Source organism: Dysgonomonas sp. ZJ709 (assembly GCF_011039195.1).
GTDB lineage: Bacteria > Bacteroidota > Bacteroidia > Bacteroidales > Dysgonomonadaceae > Dysgonomonas.
Map to the genome: position 1 here is coordinate 1 of NZ_JAAKEM010000047.1, position 17,377 is coordinate 17,377.

At 39.8% G+C, this 17,377-nt stretch carries 14 protein-coding genes and 1 pseudogene; 1 reads left to right on the forward strand and 14 read right to left on the reverse strand.

Annotation, left to right across the window (positions count from 1 at the left end):
• Positions 1-1,043: 1,043 nt before the first annotated feature.
• The 9 genes and pseudogenes from ribB to G7Y56_RS17730 form a co-directional block, all read right to left on the reverse strand.
• Positions 1,044-1,655, reverse strand: a pseudogene (gene ribB, locus G7Y56_RS17690) (3,4-dihydroxy-2-butanone-4-phosphate synthase); the annotation flags it as partial.
• 87 nt (positions 1,656-1,742) lie between these two features.
• Positions 1,743-2,183 carry an RpiB/LacA/LacB family sugar-phosphate isomerase gene (locus tag G7Y56_RS17695; RefSeq protein WP_165045680.1) on the reverse strand — a complete coding sequence of 147 codons (441 nt, stop codon included), beginning with the start codon at positions 2,181-2,183 and terminating at the stop codon, positions 1,743-1,745.
• A complete protein-coding gene (locus tag G7Y56_RS17700; protein ID WP_165045682.1) occupies positions 2,180-3,481 on the reverse strand; it encodes an MFS transporter in 1,302 nt (433 codons plus the stop codon). Before G7Y56_RS17700 ends, G7Y56_RS17695 begins: the two co-directional genes overlap by 4 nt.
• 91 nt (positions 3,482-3,572) lie before the next feature.
• Positions 3,573-4,370 carry a hypothetical protein gene (locus G7Y56_RS17705; RefSeq protein WP_165045684.1) on the reverse strand — a complete coding sequence of 266 codons (798 nt, stop codon included), beginning with the start codon at positions 4,368-4,370 and terminating at the stop codon, positions 3,573-3,575.
• 41 nt (positions 4,371-4,411) lie between these two features.
• The gene (locus G7Y56_RS17710; protein ID WP_165045686.1) at positions 4,412-6,439 is read right to left on the reverse strand and encodes a transketolase; all 2,028 of its coding nucleotides are present in this window, start codon (positions 6,437-6,439) and stop codon (positions 4,412-4,414) included.
• Positions 6,440-6,447: 8 nt separating this feature from the next.
• Entirely contained in the window at positions 6,448-6,909 is a 462-nt protein-coding gene (gene rpiB / locus G7Y56_RS17715) for a ribose 5-phosphate isomerase B (protein ID WP_165045688.1), read from the reverse strand.
• Positions 6,910-6,930: 21 nt separating this feature from the next.
• The gene (gene dhaL, locus G7Y56_RS17720; protein WP_165045690.1) at positions 6,931-7,590 is read right to left on the reverse strand and encodes a dihydroxyacetone kinase subunit DhaL; all 660 of its coding nucleotides are present in this window, start codon (positions 7,588-7,590) and stop codon (positions 6,931-6,933) included.
• 22 nt (positions 7,591-7,612) lie between these two features.
• Complete coding sequence (locus G7Y56_RS17725) at positions 7,613-8,845, reverse strand: dihydroxyacetone kinase subunit DhaK (RefSeq protein WP_255498803.1); 1,233 nt, start codon at positions 8,843-8,845, stop codon at positions 7,613-7,615.
• Complete coding sequence (locus tag G7Y56_RS17730) at positions 8,767-9,861, reverse strand: alcohol dehydrogenase catalytic domain-containing protein (RefSeq protein ID WP_165045692.1); 1,095 nt, start codon at positions 9,859-9,861, stop codon at positions 8,767-8,769. The genes G7Y56_RS17725 and G7Y56_RS17730 overlap by 79 nt, the downstream gene beginning before the upstream one ends.
• A 205-nt stretch (positions 9,862-10,066) precedes the next feature.
• Between G7Y56_RS17730 and G7Y56_RS17735 the strand changes: the two genes are divergently transcribed.
• A complete protein-coding gene (locus G7Y56_RS17735) occupies positions 10,067-11,071 on the forward strand; it encodes a LacI family DNA-binding transcriptional regulator (RefSeq protein WP_370457718.1) in 1,005 nt (334 codons plus the stop codon).
• 60 nt (positions 11,072-11,131) lie between these two features.
• Here the strand turns inward: G7Y56_RS17735 and fsa are convergent, their stop codons facing one another.
• The 5 genes from fsa to G7Y56_RS17760 all read right to left on the reverse strand — a co-directional run bounded on the left by fsa (position 11,132) and on the right by G7Y56_RS17760 (position 16,944).
• Positions 11,132-11,788, reverse strand: a complete 657-nt coding sequence (gene fsa, locus G7Y56_RS17740) for a fructose-6-phosphate aldolase (protein WP_165025105.1) — start codon at positions 11,786-11,788, stop codon at positions 11,132-11,134.
• 24 nt (positions 11,789-11,812) lie between these two features.
• On the reverse strand, positions 11,813-14,431 hold the full coding sequence (gene adhE / locus G7Y56_RS17745) for a bifunctional acetaldehyde-CoA/alcohol dehydrogenase (RefSeq protein WP_165045694.1): 2,619 nt from the start codon (positions 14,429-14,431) through the stop codon (positions 11,813-11,815).
• A gap of 31 nt (positions 14,432-14,462) precedes the next feature.
• Positions 14,463-15,335, reverse strand: a complete 873-nt coding sequence (gene sucD / locus G7Y56_RS17750; protein ID WP_165045696.1) for a succinate--CoA ligase subunit alpha — start codon at positions 15,333-15,335, stop codon at positions 14,463-14,465.
• A gap of 25 nt (positions 15,336-15,360) precedes the next feature.
• Positions 15,361-16,497 carry an ADP-forming succinate--CoA ligase subunit beta gene (gene sucC / locus G7Y56_RS17755; protein ID WP_165045698.1) on the reverse strand — a complete coding sequence of 379 codons (1,137 nt, stop codon included), beginning with the start codon at positions 16,495-16,497 and terminating at the stop codon, positions 15,361-15,363.
• A 303-nt stretch (positions 16,498-16,800) separates the two neighbouring features.
• Positions 16,801-16,944 (reverse strand): hypothetical protein, encoded by a 144-nt coding sequence (locus tag G7Y56_RS17760; protein ID WP_221412569.1) that lies wholly within the window; start codon positions 16,942-16,944, stop codon positions 16,801-16,803.
• Positions 16,945-17,377: the final 433 nt, after the last annotated feature.

Below are 17,377 nucleotides of genomic sequence, written 5' to 3' on the forward strand. Positions count from 1 at the left end.
ATACCTTATCAACATGAATGGACAGTCGTACAGAGTTAAAGAAACTAAAAAAATGTTACAACCTGATGAAGAATAAATATCTTTAGCCAATCTCATCCGAGACACTTAGTGGTATACTTTTCAATTACTAAGTGGACTACTTTTCAATTATATTATACATTCATAATCTGTCAACCTATTTTAGGACAAGACAAAACATTTTGTCCTAAAATTTTAAACCAACTATTGAAAGATAAGAAGAAAGACAATCTGAATTGATTTCAGATAAACTTGCTGTCAGAAAATCTCACTAGTAAATAAAAAATTGACAATAAATATACCTCCACTAAAAAGTGGAGGTAATTAACATAAAAGATCAAATGACTTATTAAGGTTGGCTCCTAATCGGGTCAAAGCTATTTTTGAAACAAAACTTACCATTCATTACCGAAATATTGATACGGCGTACTTATAATTAGTTCTATATAAGTAATGAAAAATCATCTTTACTCTACAACTTCATTCCATGGAATAACGACAAAGTTGTTTTCCGATATATCCTTAACCTTGCTAATCCATTGTATTTCGTTTTGAGCCTTAGTTTTCAGGAAAGAACTCGTAGTGGTTGTAAGTAACATAGTCGAATTAACCACTCACCTATTACGAGATAAAAATTTGTTCCTAGCCGCAACTTGCAGTCGGAATAAAATAAGTCGTCCTATCGGACTCTTTACATTTTAATCTTAACGACCGCATCGTTGAATGGATGGCTTACCCCCGAAATAAATGTCGGCTTTGCTTTCGCCCGTCAGGTTTGCCGACCTTGCCGGTTACACGGGGGACTCGGTATGGGAAGAAAGCGTAAAAAAAACAAAAAGATAGCTGTGTCAAACGCAGTTTTTTTGTTTTCGCTTTCAAACACATATTGGTTGTGCGAAGAGGCACAGTCTTTATTTTTTTTCGTTTTGCATCAAGGCAAAATGAAAAACAAACTTCGGCAGAGGTACAGCAGAAAAACAGAACGTGTGGTATAATTCAACTACTGATTGGCATAGTTAATTAGAGCTTGAATATTTATGCCGATATTCAATAATATCAGCAATAGTTACAATCTTCAAATTGTATTCTTTGGCAAGCTTTATTAATTCAGGCATTCGTGCCATACTTCCATCATTGTTCATAATTTCAATCAGAGCCCCAACTGGTTCCAGTCCTGCGAAACGCATCAAATCGCCAACAGCTTCGGTATGGCCTTGGCGTTCCAACACCCCACCCGTTCGTGCTTTTAAAGGAAATATATGTCCCGGGCGTCCTAGATCCGAGGGTTTAGTATCTGAATCTACTAAAGCTTTTATTGTAGCAGATCTTTCACTAGAGGATACCCCTGTAGAAAATCCCTCTCCAAGTAAATCCACAGAAACAGTAAAAGGTGTGCCAAGTAATGATGTATTATTCCTTTCCATCATGGGTAATTCTAATTTCACACACCTTTCTTCAGGAAGAGAAACGCATAAAATCCCTCTGCCTTTATGCAGCATGAAATTTACCGTTTCCGGCGTTATCATCTCGGCAGCAACAACAAAGTCTCCCTCGTTTTCTCTATCTTCGTCGTCTACCACAATTATTATCTTTCCTGCACACAAATCTTCCAGAACCTCTTCAATCTTACTTATCATATTATTTTATATTAAAAATAAACAGTATAGTGGTTGATCTACTAGTCAACCACTATACTAACAAAATATTTATAAATATCAACGAAACTATGTATTAAGCTTTATTTTATCTATTCTCGTTTGATGTCTTTCTCCCTCGAAACAACCTTCCATGAAACTCCTTATTATCGGCACTGAATCTTCTTCTGAAATGAAACGAGCGGGTAAAACCAAAACATTAGCATCATTGTGTTGTCGTGCAAGTAATGCAATTTCGGGTAGCCAACATAGTGCCGAACGAATTGATTGATGCTTATTTAAAGTAATATTGATTCCGTTACCACTACCACATATCGCAATACCCCAATTGCAATGCCTTTTCTCAATAGCATAGGCTAACTTATGTGCAAAATCGGGGTAATCGCAACTAGATTCGTCATCAGTACCGAAGTCTTCACACTCGAAACTGTTTTCAAGTAAAAAAGATTTCACATATTGTTTTAATCCGAAACCGGCATGATCAGATGCCAAACCTACAAGACTACTCATTTTTCTGTCAATTTTAACTGTGCCAATTCCAATTTACGTATTTGTCTTGGGGTTCCTAACTTTTCTTCGGGGAGAGCAATAAAGCGGCTCAAAAAAGCTGTAATGATATATAAGGCAGCAAATGTCCAGATAATAACTGTACCGCTACCTCCAAGCCAATAGACGATACCAATGATTGCCGGACCTAAAAAGGCCGACAGACCTGCACCGAGATTAAGAATCGACATTGCCGCTCCTTTTTCTTCCTTCACTAGCGAAGGTACAAGTGCAGATAATGGTACATATCCGGCAAGAGTCATTCCCCAGAGGAATCCGCAGATCATTACAAAAACTATATTATTGGGGAAAATCTGAGCAGAATAATAAAACAACAGCGTTGTAATTGTACATCCTACACATCCGAACCACATAATAGTTTTTCTCCAACCGATTATATCGCCGACAAAGCCGAATATCAGGTTAAAAATAATGTTACCTCCAACAGCTACAGCCCATATATGAAGCCATTCCGACTCTGTAAATCCCACTCCCTCCATATACAAGGGCATAAAAACAGGGAAACCAAATAGAGTTATAGTATTGATTAACCGTATAATACCTGCAATACCAACTTTAGGCTCTTTTTTTATAATTGTAAATCCATTGAATAAACCATTCATAGTAGCCTTTTCAGAGGGGACTTTTTCAGTCTCATTTTTTGTTTTGAATTTCATAAAAACCAGTGCAAACAATGCACCTATCAATGCCCATATAACAGCCGACCACAGGGTTGGAATATAACCGATCGCCGTTGTCGCCCAACTTGCATATATTGCTCCTAATACGCTTAACCCTCCGGTAAATACAAACCAAAACCAACCTACGGCTTTTCCGAGCATCGAACCAGGAGATTTTTTAGCGATCCATACAAGGAAGGTATAGGCAAACAGAGGATAGCCAAAGCCTTTGATTCCGTACATAATCAACATAAGAGCAAAATTGAACCCTCCCAAACCAATACTTACAAAACCGATGACTCCGAGCAGATAAATTATCAGTCCGTAGAACATTGTCCTTCTTACACCCCACATATCAGACAGAACGCCCGAAAGCCAAGAAGATATGCCAATAGTAACCCCATATACTGTAAATACAAGAGCCGATTCGGCTTCGGTCAGTCCACCATCTATCAGGTATTTACTCAACCAACCCTGTTCAACTCCGTCTCCCATCATAAAAATGAGTATCCCCAGGTATCCCCATGCCAAAGCATGTGGAATACCAATTCTATCTAAAATATTCTCTTTGTATTTTTCCATGGTATTATTATATTAAAAAGATATTTATGCGAATCAATAGTTGAAATGTTTGTTACAGACAATTCATCTATTGACTGGCGTTAATTATAATTTAAAAAGAAAGCAATTGCAATGATACCTCCATATTCATGTAGTTTTTTTCGGGATTCCACATGGGCATTAGAATAACCGGTAAGCTGTAATTCCCTAATTTGAAAATTTTGGAGAGGCGTAAATGAATATTTACCACATTAGGTTTTTCTCCATAAAAATGTGCCTTTGTCTTTTCGCCATTTATATCGTTACCTTTCACCAAAGCAAACGCTCCCCCTATACCTGCATCGAGAGTATACCCATCGTGAAAGTATACAGGATATTCTATTTCGAAATAGGATGAATATCTGTTTCTTTCGTTCAGAATATCACGATCTCGTCCATATAGTATGGTAGCCCAGAAAAGCCTTAAGGGAAAGTTCTTTTGAAAATGATACGATAATCTCAAATCGAAAAAATGTCCGGTTTCTCTGGCTTTATAATTGAATGCTTCCTCATTATTGTAAGTAGCACCCGGAGAAAAATTATAGATATCCCAAAGGGAAACCTCAAAACCCGATTGCTTGAAGCTTCCATAGTAATTAAATTCTTTAAAATTACCATTTATGCCCATACCATTCCATATACCAAACCTGAAGGCATCATTCTTGGTTTTGAGATAAATGTCTGAGGTGACCGAAACTTCATCCGAAACCTCAATTCCACGCCAAAGATGCATTGTTTTTAATTGAATACTACCTCCTATATTATTACTACTGGTGAGCGATAGGTTTTCCTCGTCCATATCTTGGGCGTACACCGAACACATACTTGTTATTATAGCAATATGCACTAGTATGGATTTTAAATATTTCATGGTCTTTATTAGATATAGGTTAATACCGGAGTATATTCAAATTAATTCAAGAGATTTTCAATTTGTCTCGCCACCTGAATAGCTGTGAAACCAAGCTTTTCATCAAGGACAGTATATGGTGCAGAAAAACCGAAAGAATTCAATCCCCATACCTTACCATTGTTTCCTACTAAGCCTTCGAGGGTGACAGATAAGCCTGCTGTAAGCCCGAATATTTTTTTATCTGCCGGGATTACAGATTCTTGATATTCTTTGCTTTGAGAACGAAATAAGCCTTCGGATGGGACAGATACAATCCTCGATTTAATACCTTTATCTTTCAAAATATTGGCAGCATCTACCAAGGTAGACACCTCTGAACCCGAGGCTAGAAGAATTACGTCGTATCTGTCATTTTCACAAACAATATACGCTCCTTTTTGAGCCTCCAATGCCTCTTTATAGCGGTTTGCGTGTGGTGGCAGATCGTTGATGTTTTGACGCGAAAGGATTAATGCCGAAGGTGTTTTTTTGTTCTCCATTGCCATTTTCCACGCCATGGTTGTTTCAGTTACATCTGCCGGACGGAGAACAAGCATCGAGTTTTGTCCACTGTGATTCTGAAGTTTTTCCATTAAACGTATCTGGGCTTCGTGCTCAACGGGTTCGTGTGTCGGTCCGTCTTCACCTACACGAAAAGCATCGTGTGTCCAAATAAACTTAATAGGTATTTCCATTAGTGCCGCCATGCGGACAGCAGGTTTCATATAATCCGAGAACACAAAGAATGTTCCGCAAGCCGTTACTACACCTCCATGCAGAGTCATACCGATACAAAGACAAGCCATTGTAAGTTCGCAAACACCTGCTTGAAGAAATTTTCCCCCAAAATCGTTTTTTTGTATACTGCGCGTACATTTCAAGAAACCATCTGTCTTGTCAGAATTAGAAAGATCGGCGGACGAAACGATCATGTTTTCTATCCCCTTTGCCAGTACTCCTAAAACGGTGGACGAAGCTGTACGTGTTGCCTGATCGGCCTTTTGTTCGATATTTCCCCAATCGATAACAGGCAACTCTCCTGCAAACCAAGATGTGAGTTTAACTTCCAACTCGAGATTGGCTTTTGCCCAAACTGATTTTTTAACTTTTTTGCGGGCAACTATTGTATTCAGTTCTGACGTACGCTTGGCATAAAGCATTTCTGTTTCGGGAAAAATAGCAAAAGGATCGGAAGGGTCACCTCCCAAATTTTTGATAGTGGAATCGAAACATGCACCTGCTGCACTCAACGGTTGCTCGTGAGTAGCTGTTGTACCTTCCATGCTCGATCCATCGGACTTGCATGCTCCTTTACCCATAATTGTTTTCCCGATGATAAGAGTCGGTTTTTCTTTTTCGGATTTAGCACCGTCTAATGCAGCTCTTATCTGAGCAATATTATGTCCGTCGATCTCTATTACACGCCATCCCCAGGCTTTATATTTTGCGGCTACATCTTCTTGGGTAACTTCGCTGGTTTCGGTAGATAATTGTATACCGTTCGAATCATAAAACATAATCAGGTTGTTTAACCCTAAATGCCCGGCAATTCTGCCTGCTCCTTGCGAAATTTCTTCCTGAACTCCTCCATCTGAAATAAAAGTATAAATTTTATGACTCATTATTTCTCCGAAGCGATGTTGTAAGAATTTTGCAGCTATTGCAGCTCCAACAGCAAATGTATGCCCTTGCCCTAGAGGGCCTGATGTATTCTCTATACCTCTGGATAAGTCCCTCTCAGGATGTCCGGGTGTTACGCTTCCCCACTGACGAAACTGTTTAAGATCATCAATGCTGAATTTGCCGGTCAACGCCAGTGTAGAGTACAACATGGGCGACATGTGTCCGGGGTCGAGAAAGAAGCGGTCACGATTTTCCCACTCCGGATTTAGAGGGTCGTATTCGATATACTCGGAAAAAAGGACGTTGATAAAATCGGCACCACCCATTGCTCCTCCGGGATGCCCCGAGTTGGCCTTTTCTACCATCGCAGCCGATAGTATGCGGATATTATCGGCTGCTTTACTTATTATTTTTATATCATTCATGCTTTTTCTTACTTTGCTATTTCTTTCATAAACTCATGCTCATATTGAGTGATTCGTTCTACTTTAGATGTCGAACCTCCGCCACTGAATTCGGATTCTAACCAAGTATCAAGCAAGTTCTTAGCCAGTTCTACACCGATAACCCTTTCTCCGAAACAAATAATCTGTGCATCATTGCTCTTACGGGCACGCTGAGCCGAAAATGGGTCGTGACAGACAGCAGCTCTTACCCCCGGAACTTTATTTGCAGTAATAGCCATGCCAATCCCTGTACCACATACTAAAATTGCTCGTTCGAATTCGCCTTTTGCCACAGATTTAGCTACTGCTACCGCTACATCGGGGTATAATACCACCTCTCCGGCATTAGCTCCAAAATCTTTCACTTCGATACCTTTACTATCTAAATGTTTAATCAGCTCAACCTTTAGACTGTATGCTGCTTCATCGCAACCGATTGCTATTTTCATCGCTTTTTGTTTTTAGGATTATTATGCAAGTTCATGTTTTTCAGACAACAGTATATCTATAGCATCAGCTATCGCCGTGAGGATAATACAACAGGATGTTGCCCCTGCATCTATAACACCTCTTGAACGTTCGCCTAAGCGGCTTGAACGACCAAACTTTGCGACTAACTCTTTTGTAGATTCTTTGCCTTGTTCAGCTGCTATTTTCATTTCTGCCAATGCTACTGAGAACGATTTACATTCTGCCACAGCATTGCTCAAAGAGTCAACAGCAGGAGCAAGTGTATCGACCAGGGTTTTATCGCCGACTTTAGCATCAACAATTCCGCTTAGTCCTTCCAATCCGGCGGCAAGCATAGTGCTGAATTCTTTCAACCCTATTTTCTCAAACGTTTTACCTACATCCGACATATCGATTAATATTGTCCCGTAAATAGGTCCCATCGATCCTCCGATTTCAGTTAAAAGAATTGTACCGAGTTCGTCCAAACCTTCAGTGAAAGAAATGTCTTTATCCTTAATACGGGTTTCGAAAACAGTAAAGCCTTTGTTCATATTCATGCCATGGTCGCCGTCTCCAATCAGTCCGTCTACCTCGCTCAAATATCCTTTATTTTCCTGAATGGCTTTTACCATAGCCATCAGAATGGGTTTACCTTCGTTATTATTAAATGTTCTCATATTGTTTCGTTGTATTTGTAAACTATCGGCATTGTTTAAGTCCTACACTGTTGGCAGGCATATCGATCAGAGTTTTCAGTTCGTCATCCAGTTTCATTACAGTGAGTGTAGCTCCCATCATTTCGAGCGATGTGAAATAATTTCCCACATACGATCGGTGAATCTTGATTCCTTTTTCTGAGATCAGTTTTTCGATTTCGTTATAAAGAACGTAAAGTTCCATAACCGGAGTAGCTCCAAGCCCTGACACCAAAATCACAACCTCATCGCCTGCGACAAATGGATAATCGGGAAGCACTACATCTACCATACGTTTAGCCATTTCGTTTGCCGTCTCCAAAGCACATACTTCGATACCCGGTTCGCCGTGATGACCAATTCCCACTTCCATTGTTCCCGGTTCGATTTCGAAATTCGCATGTCCAACAGCAGGTAATACACATGGTGTAAGACCAATACCAACGCTGCGTGTATTGTCAATGGCTTTCTGTGCTGCTGCAATTACTTCGTCGAGCGATCCGTCCATATTGGCTTTCGCACCACCCACTTTCCACATCAGAATCTCACCGGCCACTCCACGACGCTTTTCCCGTTGGTCTTTCGGAGCTGAGGCTACATCATCGTTTGCAACAACTGTTTTTACCTCTAGACCTTCCTTAGCCGCCATTTTTACAGCCATCTTCACATTCATATTATCGCCTGAATAGTTTCCGTAAAGGCATGCCACACCTTCACCTCCATCGGCTGCTTTGAAGGCATCGAGAAATGCGACAGCTGTGGGTGAAGAACAAATTTCGCCAACGGCAATAGCATCACACATGTTTTTTCCGACATATCCTATAAATGCAGGTTTGTGCCCCGAACCTCCTCCTGTAACTACACCTACACGCTCTATAACAGGTTTGACAGACTTCACAACTCGAGAGTTTGCTGTTTCCTCAACTATATCGCTGTGCGTTTTCAGAAAGCCGCAAAGCATCTCGTCCACTATATTATCCGGATTATTTAATATTCTTTGCATGGTATTTCTTGGTTTTTTAAGAGCATAGAATGCCCCGATATATCTTTTCGATACATCTAAATATTTTTTATAAAACTGATGAAAGGAGCCGGCACTATTGGCAGAAAAGATCAGTTCTATTCCGGCTCCATATCTGAGTATAGTATGGCTTGTATTTATTGCATATCGGGAACGAGAATAATTTTCAATGCTCCGTTTTCTCCTGTTGTAGCTAAGCGGAAAGCCTCTTCCCATTTTTCAAGTGGAAATTTGTGAGTCACTACGCCTTCACTCGGTAATTTACCGTTTCCTAGCCATTCTATCACAGTATCATAACAGTATGGGCTAAGGTGTGCACCTAAAATATCCAGCTCTTTACGATCGCTGATAATACTCCAATCTACTGTAACTAATTCTCCAAATACGCTGAACTCAACGAAAGTTCCCATTTTACGGATTGCTTCCAGTCCCTGACGAACGCTCGACGGGTGTCCTGTAGCCTCTATGTAAATATCGCAGCCATAACCTCCTGTCATATCCTTAATTTCTTTTACGACATCGGTTTTCGACGGATTCAGTACAATATCGGCTCCAAATTTCTTAGCCAATTCAAGACGTTCGTCTTTCATATCGAGCACAACCAAACATTTTGGATTATGTTGCTTGATTGCCCCGACCATTCCCAAGCCCAGAGTTCCGGCTCCGGAAAGCACAACAACGTCTGTAACACCTACTTTGGCACGTTTCACACAATGGAACGAACATCCGTAAGGTTCAATAAGGATCGCTTTTTCAATTGGAAGTTCTTTCGGAACAAGGTAATTTAACGATTCTTTTGTCAATCTGATATATTCAGCCATTCCTCCGTTTACATTATTCTGAAATCCATAGAGGTCGTGTTTTTCACACATCCAATGCCGTCCTGTCTTACAAAACATACATTCTTCACATGGCACTATTTGTTCAGGACAAATACGGTCGCCTATTTTCCAGTTCCCTTTTACTCTCGATCCCATTTCAACTACGGTCCCTACAAATTCGTGCCCGGGTATCATGGGTGCTTTGATATAAGAAGGGCTTCCGTCGCCTCCCCAGAAGCTGGGTGCACCACCAAAAGCTTTTGTATCGCCTGCACATACGCCACAAGCCTCTACTTTAAGTATCATTTCGCCTTCCCCCGCCCGAGGTGTGTCAACCACTTCGAAACGATAATCACCCGGTGCATAGGCTACCACTGCTCTCATTTTTTTCGGTAATTCAATTGTATTCATGATATTTTTTTTAAAAGATTAATTAGGATATATTATCCGAATACTAAAATATGGCTTATAAAATTGGAAATCAGTGTATATAACATATCTTGTTATTTCAATCGTTCCCGCAATCGTTCCCAATTAATGCAATCGTTCCCGCAATCGTTCCCTATTTTGAGATATGGAAAAAAAAGCTTATATTTAAGAAACTAAAAAGCTGAAAATCATGAAATACACTACTATTAAAGATATTGCCAAAGAACTCGATATTTCAAAATCTACTGTATCGAGAGCATTATCAGGCGATAGTAATGTGAGTAAGGAGACACGTGAAAAAGTAGTGGCATTAGCAAATAAAATGGGGTATAAGCGTAACGATATAGCTGCAAACCTTCGTATGCAACAGAGTAAGACTGTCGGAATTATTGTTCCCGAAATGGTTACCCCCTTTTTCATGTATGTAATCATGAGTGCGCAGAAGGTACTGGATGAGCAAGGGTTTAAAGTTATCATTACACAATCGCACGAAGACCCTCAAGCCGAATCGTATAATCTGAAGTTGATGGAGAACTATAGGGTAGATGGTATTATTATGAGTGTATGTCATAGTGATATAAACCTGAAGGAGTATTTCCGTTTACAGGAAGAGGGTATTCCTATTGTTTTTTTCGATCGTGTACCATCTAAGATCCATGCATGCAAGGTTATTGTAAACGATTACGTCAAATCGATGCTTATGATGGAGCATTTGATCAGATCGGGACGCAAACGTATTCTTCATCTTGCAGGACCAGCGAGAATCCCCAATACCGAAGAACGCAAAAAGGCTTATAAGGATTCTTTGGCTAAATTTAAAATACCCTTCGATCCCGAATTGTTAATAGAAGGTGAAAATGAACGTTCGGAAGGCGAACGTGTAATAAGGGATTTTCTAAGAAAAAAAATACCCTTCGATGCTATTTTCAGTTTTGGAGAAACTTTGTCAATAGGAGCACTGAGTTATATACAATCGCAAGGAATAAAGGTGCCCGAAGAAATAGCGATCTGCGGATTTTCGGGAACTTATTTAAGCACTATCGTAACCCCACAACTAACCGCTATACAGCAACCTTTCGAAAAAATGGGACGGGTGTCTGCTGAACAAATAATAAAGAAAATTAATGACCCCGAGTCGTCTTGTGAAACTATAATCTTAGATGCCGAAATAGTTATCAGACAGTCTACTTAAAAAAGGAAGAGGATAAAATGGATTTTATCCTCTTTAGTAATTAGCCCTGCTTGCGTATATTTATCCATTCACTTTTTTGTAATCGGCTAAAAAAGTTGCGAGTCCGCTATCGGTCAATGGATGTTTAAGCAACCCTTTTATAGGAGCCAATGGACAAGTAGCTACATCTGCACCTGCTTCGACACATTGGATTATATGCTGTACACTTCGGATGGAGGCTGCCAGAACCTGCGTTTCGAAACTATATGTAGCATTCATACTGACAATGCTACGAATCAGCCCTATACCATCGCTGGCAATATCGTCGAGCCTGCCCGCAAAAGGCGAGACATAGGTTGCACCGGCTTTTGCTGCAAGTAGTGCCTGCCCTATCGAGAATATCAGCGTACAATTTGTTCGGATGCCTTTTTGGCTAAAATACTTGATTGCTTTTATGCCGGATTCGATACAAGGAACTTTCACTACGATATTAGGATGAAGGTTTGCCAAAACTTCACCTTCGCGAATAATTCCTTCATAATCGGTTGCAATTACTTCCGCACTCACATCTCCTTCTACTATTTTGCAGATCTCGAGATAATGTTTTTGCTGATTATCTGCTCCTTTTATTCCTTCCTTTGCCATCAATGAGGGATTGGTAGTTACACCATCGAGTACTCCCAGATCATTGGCCTCCCGAATTTGGTCGAGGTTAGCCGTGTCGATAAAAAATTTCATAGGTCTATTTTTTTAATAAGTTTTTCAATTTTCTTCTTTATATTCTCTACCATAATAGGTATCCAGCAAAATTTGCTTTAGCTCCGAAATGAGTGGATAGCGGGGATTTGTTCCTGTACATTGGTCATCGAATGCATCATCGGCTAATAAGTCGATTTTTTCAAGAAAAAGTTTCTCGTCTACTCCAAACTCCTTAATCGATTTCGGAATGTTCAGTTGTTCTTTCAGATTTTCAATCCAAGCAATAAGTTTTTCAACTTTTACATCTACAGCATCTTTAGCACTAGTTAATTGTAGATGGTCTGCTATTTCGGCATAGCGAAGATGCGCTTTAGGATGAGAATATTGGCTGAACGTACCCTGTTTGGTCGGGTTGGGATTTGCATTATAGCGAATCACATTGGAGATCATAAGTGCATTGGACAATCCGTGAGGGATATGAAATGCTGCTCCGATTTTGTGTGCCATCGAGTGACAAACGCCTAGAAAAGCATTGCCAAAAGCTATTCCGGCTAATGTAGCAGCATGATGCACACGTTCGCGAGCTATCGGATTTTTAGCTCCATCTTTATAACTGCTAGGCAAATAGTCTTTTAATAGTTTGAGAGCCTGTAATGCCTGACCATCGGTAAATTCGTTTGCCATAACTGACACATATGCTTCGATAGCATGAGTCACTGCATCGACACCCCCGAATGCACATAGAGATTTTGGCATATTCATTACTAAATCGGCATCTACAATAGCTGTATGGGGCATAAGAGAGTAGTCTGCCAATGGATATTTCTTCCCTGTCTCATCATCTGTGACTACAGCAAATGGTGTTACTTCCGACCCTGTGCCCGATGTTGTGGTTATACATACAAGCTTCGCTTTTTCGCCTAATTCGGGATAAGGATATGTACGTTTGAGGATATCCATAAAACGCATAGACAAGTCTTGAAATTTCACCTCGGGATGTTCATACATCAGCCACATCAACTTGGCAGCATCCATGGGAGAACCTCCCCCCAAAGCAATGATTGTATCAGGTTTATAGGCTTTCATTTGTTCAACGCCCTTGTTGACTACACTCAGAGTAGGATCGGCTTCAACTCCTGAAAAAACATCGACGCTGATTCCTTGTGGAACAAGAATATCAGAGATCAGTTTTACGTATCCATTGTTATAGAGAAAGCTGTCTGTAATAACAATGGCTCTTTTCATATCGCCTTTTTTTACTAACTGATTTAATCCGGTTTGTAATGAACCCCGACGGAAATAGATTGACTGCGGTGATTTAAGCCATAACATATTTTCTTCTCTTTTTGCAATTATTTTTTTATTCAGGAGGTGTTTAGGACCAACGTTTTCGGAAATCGAATTTCCGCCCCATGATCCGCAACCTAATGTTAATGAAGGTGACATATTAAAATTGTACAAATCGCCAATTGCTCCTTGCGATGCAGGCGAATTAATCAGGATACGTCCTGTTGTCAATTTTAATCCGAATTCGGCAATTCTGTCCGCATTATTGTCCTGATCGGTGTATAGTACCGAAGTATGCCCCAGGCCTCCCAGTTCTATCAATAGTTGAGCTTTGTTTACTGCATCACCAAAATTTTTGGCACTATAAATTGCTAAAACAGGAGACAGCTTTTCATGAGCAAATGGTTCACTCTGACTGATTTCCGATACTTCCCCTATTAACACCTTACTTTTTTTCGGCACTTTGAATCCTGCCAGCTCAGCAATTCTGAAAGCTGACTGACCTACTATTGCCGCATTTATGTTTCCTTTTACGAGTATTATATCGCGTATTGCTTGTTGCTCTATTCCTTTAAGGAGGTATGCACCCAACTCGGCAAAACGTTTCAAAACCGCATCATATACCTTTTCAACAATAACTACTGATTGCTCTGATGCACAAATGACACCATTGTCAAAGCTTTTGGACATCAAGATAGATGCCACAGCCCGATCGATATCTGCTGTCTCATCTATAACGACAGGGGTGTTTCCGGCTCCAACTCCCAATGCGGGCTTACCCGAGCTATAAGCTGCCTTTACCATTCCCGGCCCTCCTGTGGCAAGAATAATATCTACATCAGGATGGTGCATCAACTGATTTGACAGTTCGATAGATGGTTCATCGATCCACCCGATTATATTGGGGGGCGCACCGGCTGCAACGGCAGCCTCCAAAACAATTCTGGCTGCATCGTTTGTCGATTTTTTGGCTCTGGGATGCGGCGAAAAGATAATTGCATTCCGAGTTTTTAAGCTGATGAGTGCTTTGAAAATTGCTGTTGATGTCGGGTTTGTTGTAGGAACTATCCCACATATTACTCCTACAGGATCAGCAATTGTAATTGTTCCCATCTCTTCATTTTCTTCGACAACTCCACAGGTTCTTTCAGATTTGAATTTATTATAAACATACTCCGATGCAAATAAATTCTTTATCACTTTATCTTCTACAATCCCCATGCCCGATTCTGCAACAGCAGCTTTAGCTAAAGGGATTCTCATAGCAGAGGCTGCAATAGCTGCCGCATGGAAAATTTTGTCTACTTGCTCCTGAGTATATGTTGCATATTCTCGTTGAGACTTTTTTACTTTTTTGATCAGAGCATCTAATTGCTCAATAGTGGTAACAACCATAATTTTGAATGTGTTTACTGTGAGACAACTGTTATTTACTTAATTTTGATTTCAATAATGAAGGGATTTCCTCAGGTTCTTTAGCAACAGGTACACCTGCCGATTCGAGAGCCGATATTTTTTCGGCAGCCGTTCCTGCACCGCTGGATATGATAGCTCCGGCATGCCCCATTTGTTTTCCTGACGGGGCTGCCTGTCCGGCTATAAATCCAACAACAGGTTTAGTTATATGTTTTTTTATATATTCGGCGGCCAGCTCCTCTGCATTCCCTCCTATTTCGCCAATCATCACGATTCCTTCGGTTTCGGGATCATCTTGAAACATCTGTAGCAATTCACAGAAATAGAGTCCTACAACAGGGTCGCCTCCCATCCCCACGGCAGAAGATTGTCCCATGCCATTTGCAGTAAGCTGATAAACCACTTCGTAGGTAAGTGTACCGCTTCGGCTAATAACACCGATATTTCCTTTCTTGAATATTTGTGCGGGTAGTATTCCAACAAGACATTCATCGGGCGACATCAATCCGGGACAATTAGGACCAATAAGCACAGATCCTTTCTGTTGAGAATAACGATATGCTTTTATTGCATCGAGAGTTGGCATACCTTCAGATATGCATACAATCAGCTTTATCCCTGCATCAGCTGCTTCCATAATCGCATCGGCAGCTAAACGAGCCGGAACAAATATAACGGATGTATTCGCTTCGGTTTTTTCTACAGCATCGTATACTGTATTAAAAACAGGAACTCCGAGTACACTGGTTCCTCCTTTACCCGGAGATGTTCCCCCCACAATATTAGTTCCGTAGTCTATCATTTTTTGTGTATGGAAACTCCCATCACGCCCTGTTATTCCTTGTACTATTAGTCGCGTTGATTTACTTATAAGTATGCTCATAGCGTTTGATTTTTTAGTTTTGAATTTACTGTTTACTAATTTCGACAGCCATACGAGTAGCCTCGCTCATCGTTTGAGCAACCTTGAACTTTGAGCCTTGTAATAAATTACGCCCTTCCAATTCGTTTGTACCTGTCAGACGCACAATAATAGGTATTTTAGTTTCTATCTTTTCAAATGCTTTAAGTAAACCGTTAGCCACATCGTCACATCGGGTTATACCTCCGAATATATTGATAAGGACAACATTGACTTGTGTGTCTTTTAGAAGTAAATTTAGGGCATCGATTACTTTTTGAGGATTGGAGCTACCTCCTATGTCCAGAAAATTGGCAGGGTTTCCACCATAAAGTTTTATGAGATCCATTGTAGCCATTGCTAATCCGGCTCCATTTACCATACAACCTATTTCGCCGTCTAAATGCACAAAACTAAATCCTTTCTCTTTGGCATAGAGTTCTGTCTTTTCCTCTTCAGTAGGGTCATACAAATTATTTATTTCAGGTTGGCGATATAAAGCATTGTCATCAAAAACCATTTTGGCATCCACAGCTATCAATTCATTTTCTTTAGTAACAACCAGTGGGTTGATCTCTGCCAGGGAAGCATCTTTTTCGATAAATAAACGATATAGATGTTGAATGATGCTGACCATTTGGTTAACTAGTAGAATATCGCTAAAAAAGAGAAATGCAAATTTACGAGCTAAATAGTCGGGTATGCCAATAAATGGATCTATGACAAATTGGTGTATTTTTTCGGGAGTGTTTTGGGCTACATCTTCAATATCTATTCCTCCTTCGGCACTCATAATCAGTTTTACTGATTTTGTGTTCCGGTCTATGGTAAAACTCACATAATATTCGGATTGTATATTGACAGCCGGATTTACGATAAGTTTCTCAACATGAAAATCTTTGATCATCAGGTTAAGTATTTTTTGTGAATATTCAAGAACTTCGTGTTCATCTTTTGCCAGTTTAATTCCTCCGGCTTTTCCCCTTCCCCCTGTCAGTACTTGTGCTTTTACAACCACTAGTGGTGCATTTAATACTCTGTATGCCTCAACTGCATCTTGTGTAGTTTGACATAGGATAAAGGGCTGAATTAGAATCCCATAATCCGTGAATAACTGCTTCGCCTGATATTCCTGTGTTTTCATTTTTGAATGATTTTATTTAATAACTAGCTTAGACTTTATGTATCTAAATTTACAACTATAATATATTATAAACTAAATATTTAAGGTAAATGTTCAAGGCAATCGTTCCCGCAACCGTTCCCATTTTGTGCAACCGTTCCCAATATATTTTTTTCACACAAATGAGGAATCTGATTATATATATGATTGTTGTAAGGTGTGGAGGAGATCCTTCTATTTTCTTTAAAATGTAGAAACAAAAAGTGATCGGATTTTTCTTCCGATCACTTGTGGCAGTGATGCTCCTTTTCTTGTGTTAAAATTTTAGAAACATTTTGATATTTTACTCCCTGTCACCGTAATAGAATAAATACCCACATTCCCCGCTTTGTATTGAGCGATGATTACCTTATCCAAATGTTCCTGTAAAACATCATCAGGAATAACAACCGTTTTTGTCCTTTCCACTATGTTGATACTGTTTTATGAGAGCATCTCGAAGCTAATAGAGATGTGATTAATGAACTTTATCGTCGGCAGAGGGAAAAGGGTGATCTTATTATAATAATTTATGTTTGACCCTATTATAAAATACTTTCAATATTATTTTTCCTAAATTCGCTCGGTTATATACCTTTTTGCTTTTTAAAGAACTTATACAAATGACCCTCGGTTGTAAAACCCAACTCAATATTTAAGCACTCATCAGTATTTAGTTAGAGAGTGTTTAAATTCCTATGTGACCTAATCAAATCGAATTAACAGCATACGGACCTAACCCGAATATACCTAAATTTCATTAGCAGTTTTCAATAAGAACAATAGTTGCATGGATTTCCGGATAGTATTCCCTATCTTTACTTAGGGTTAAAAGACTAATTCAATATTTCAGTATATGGGC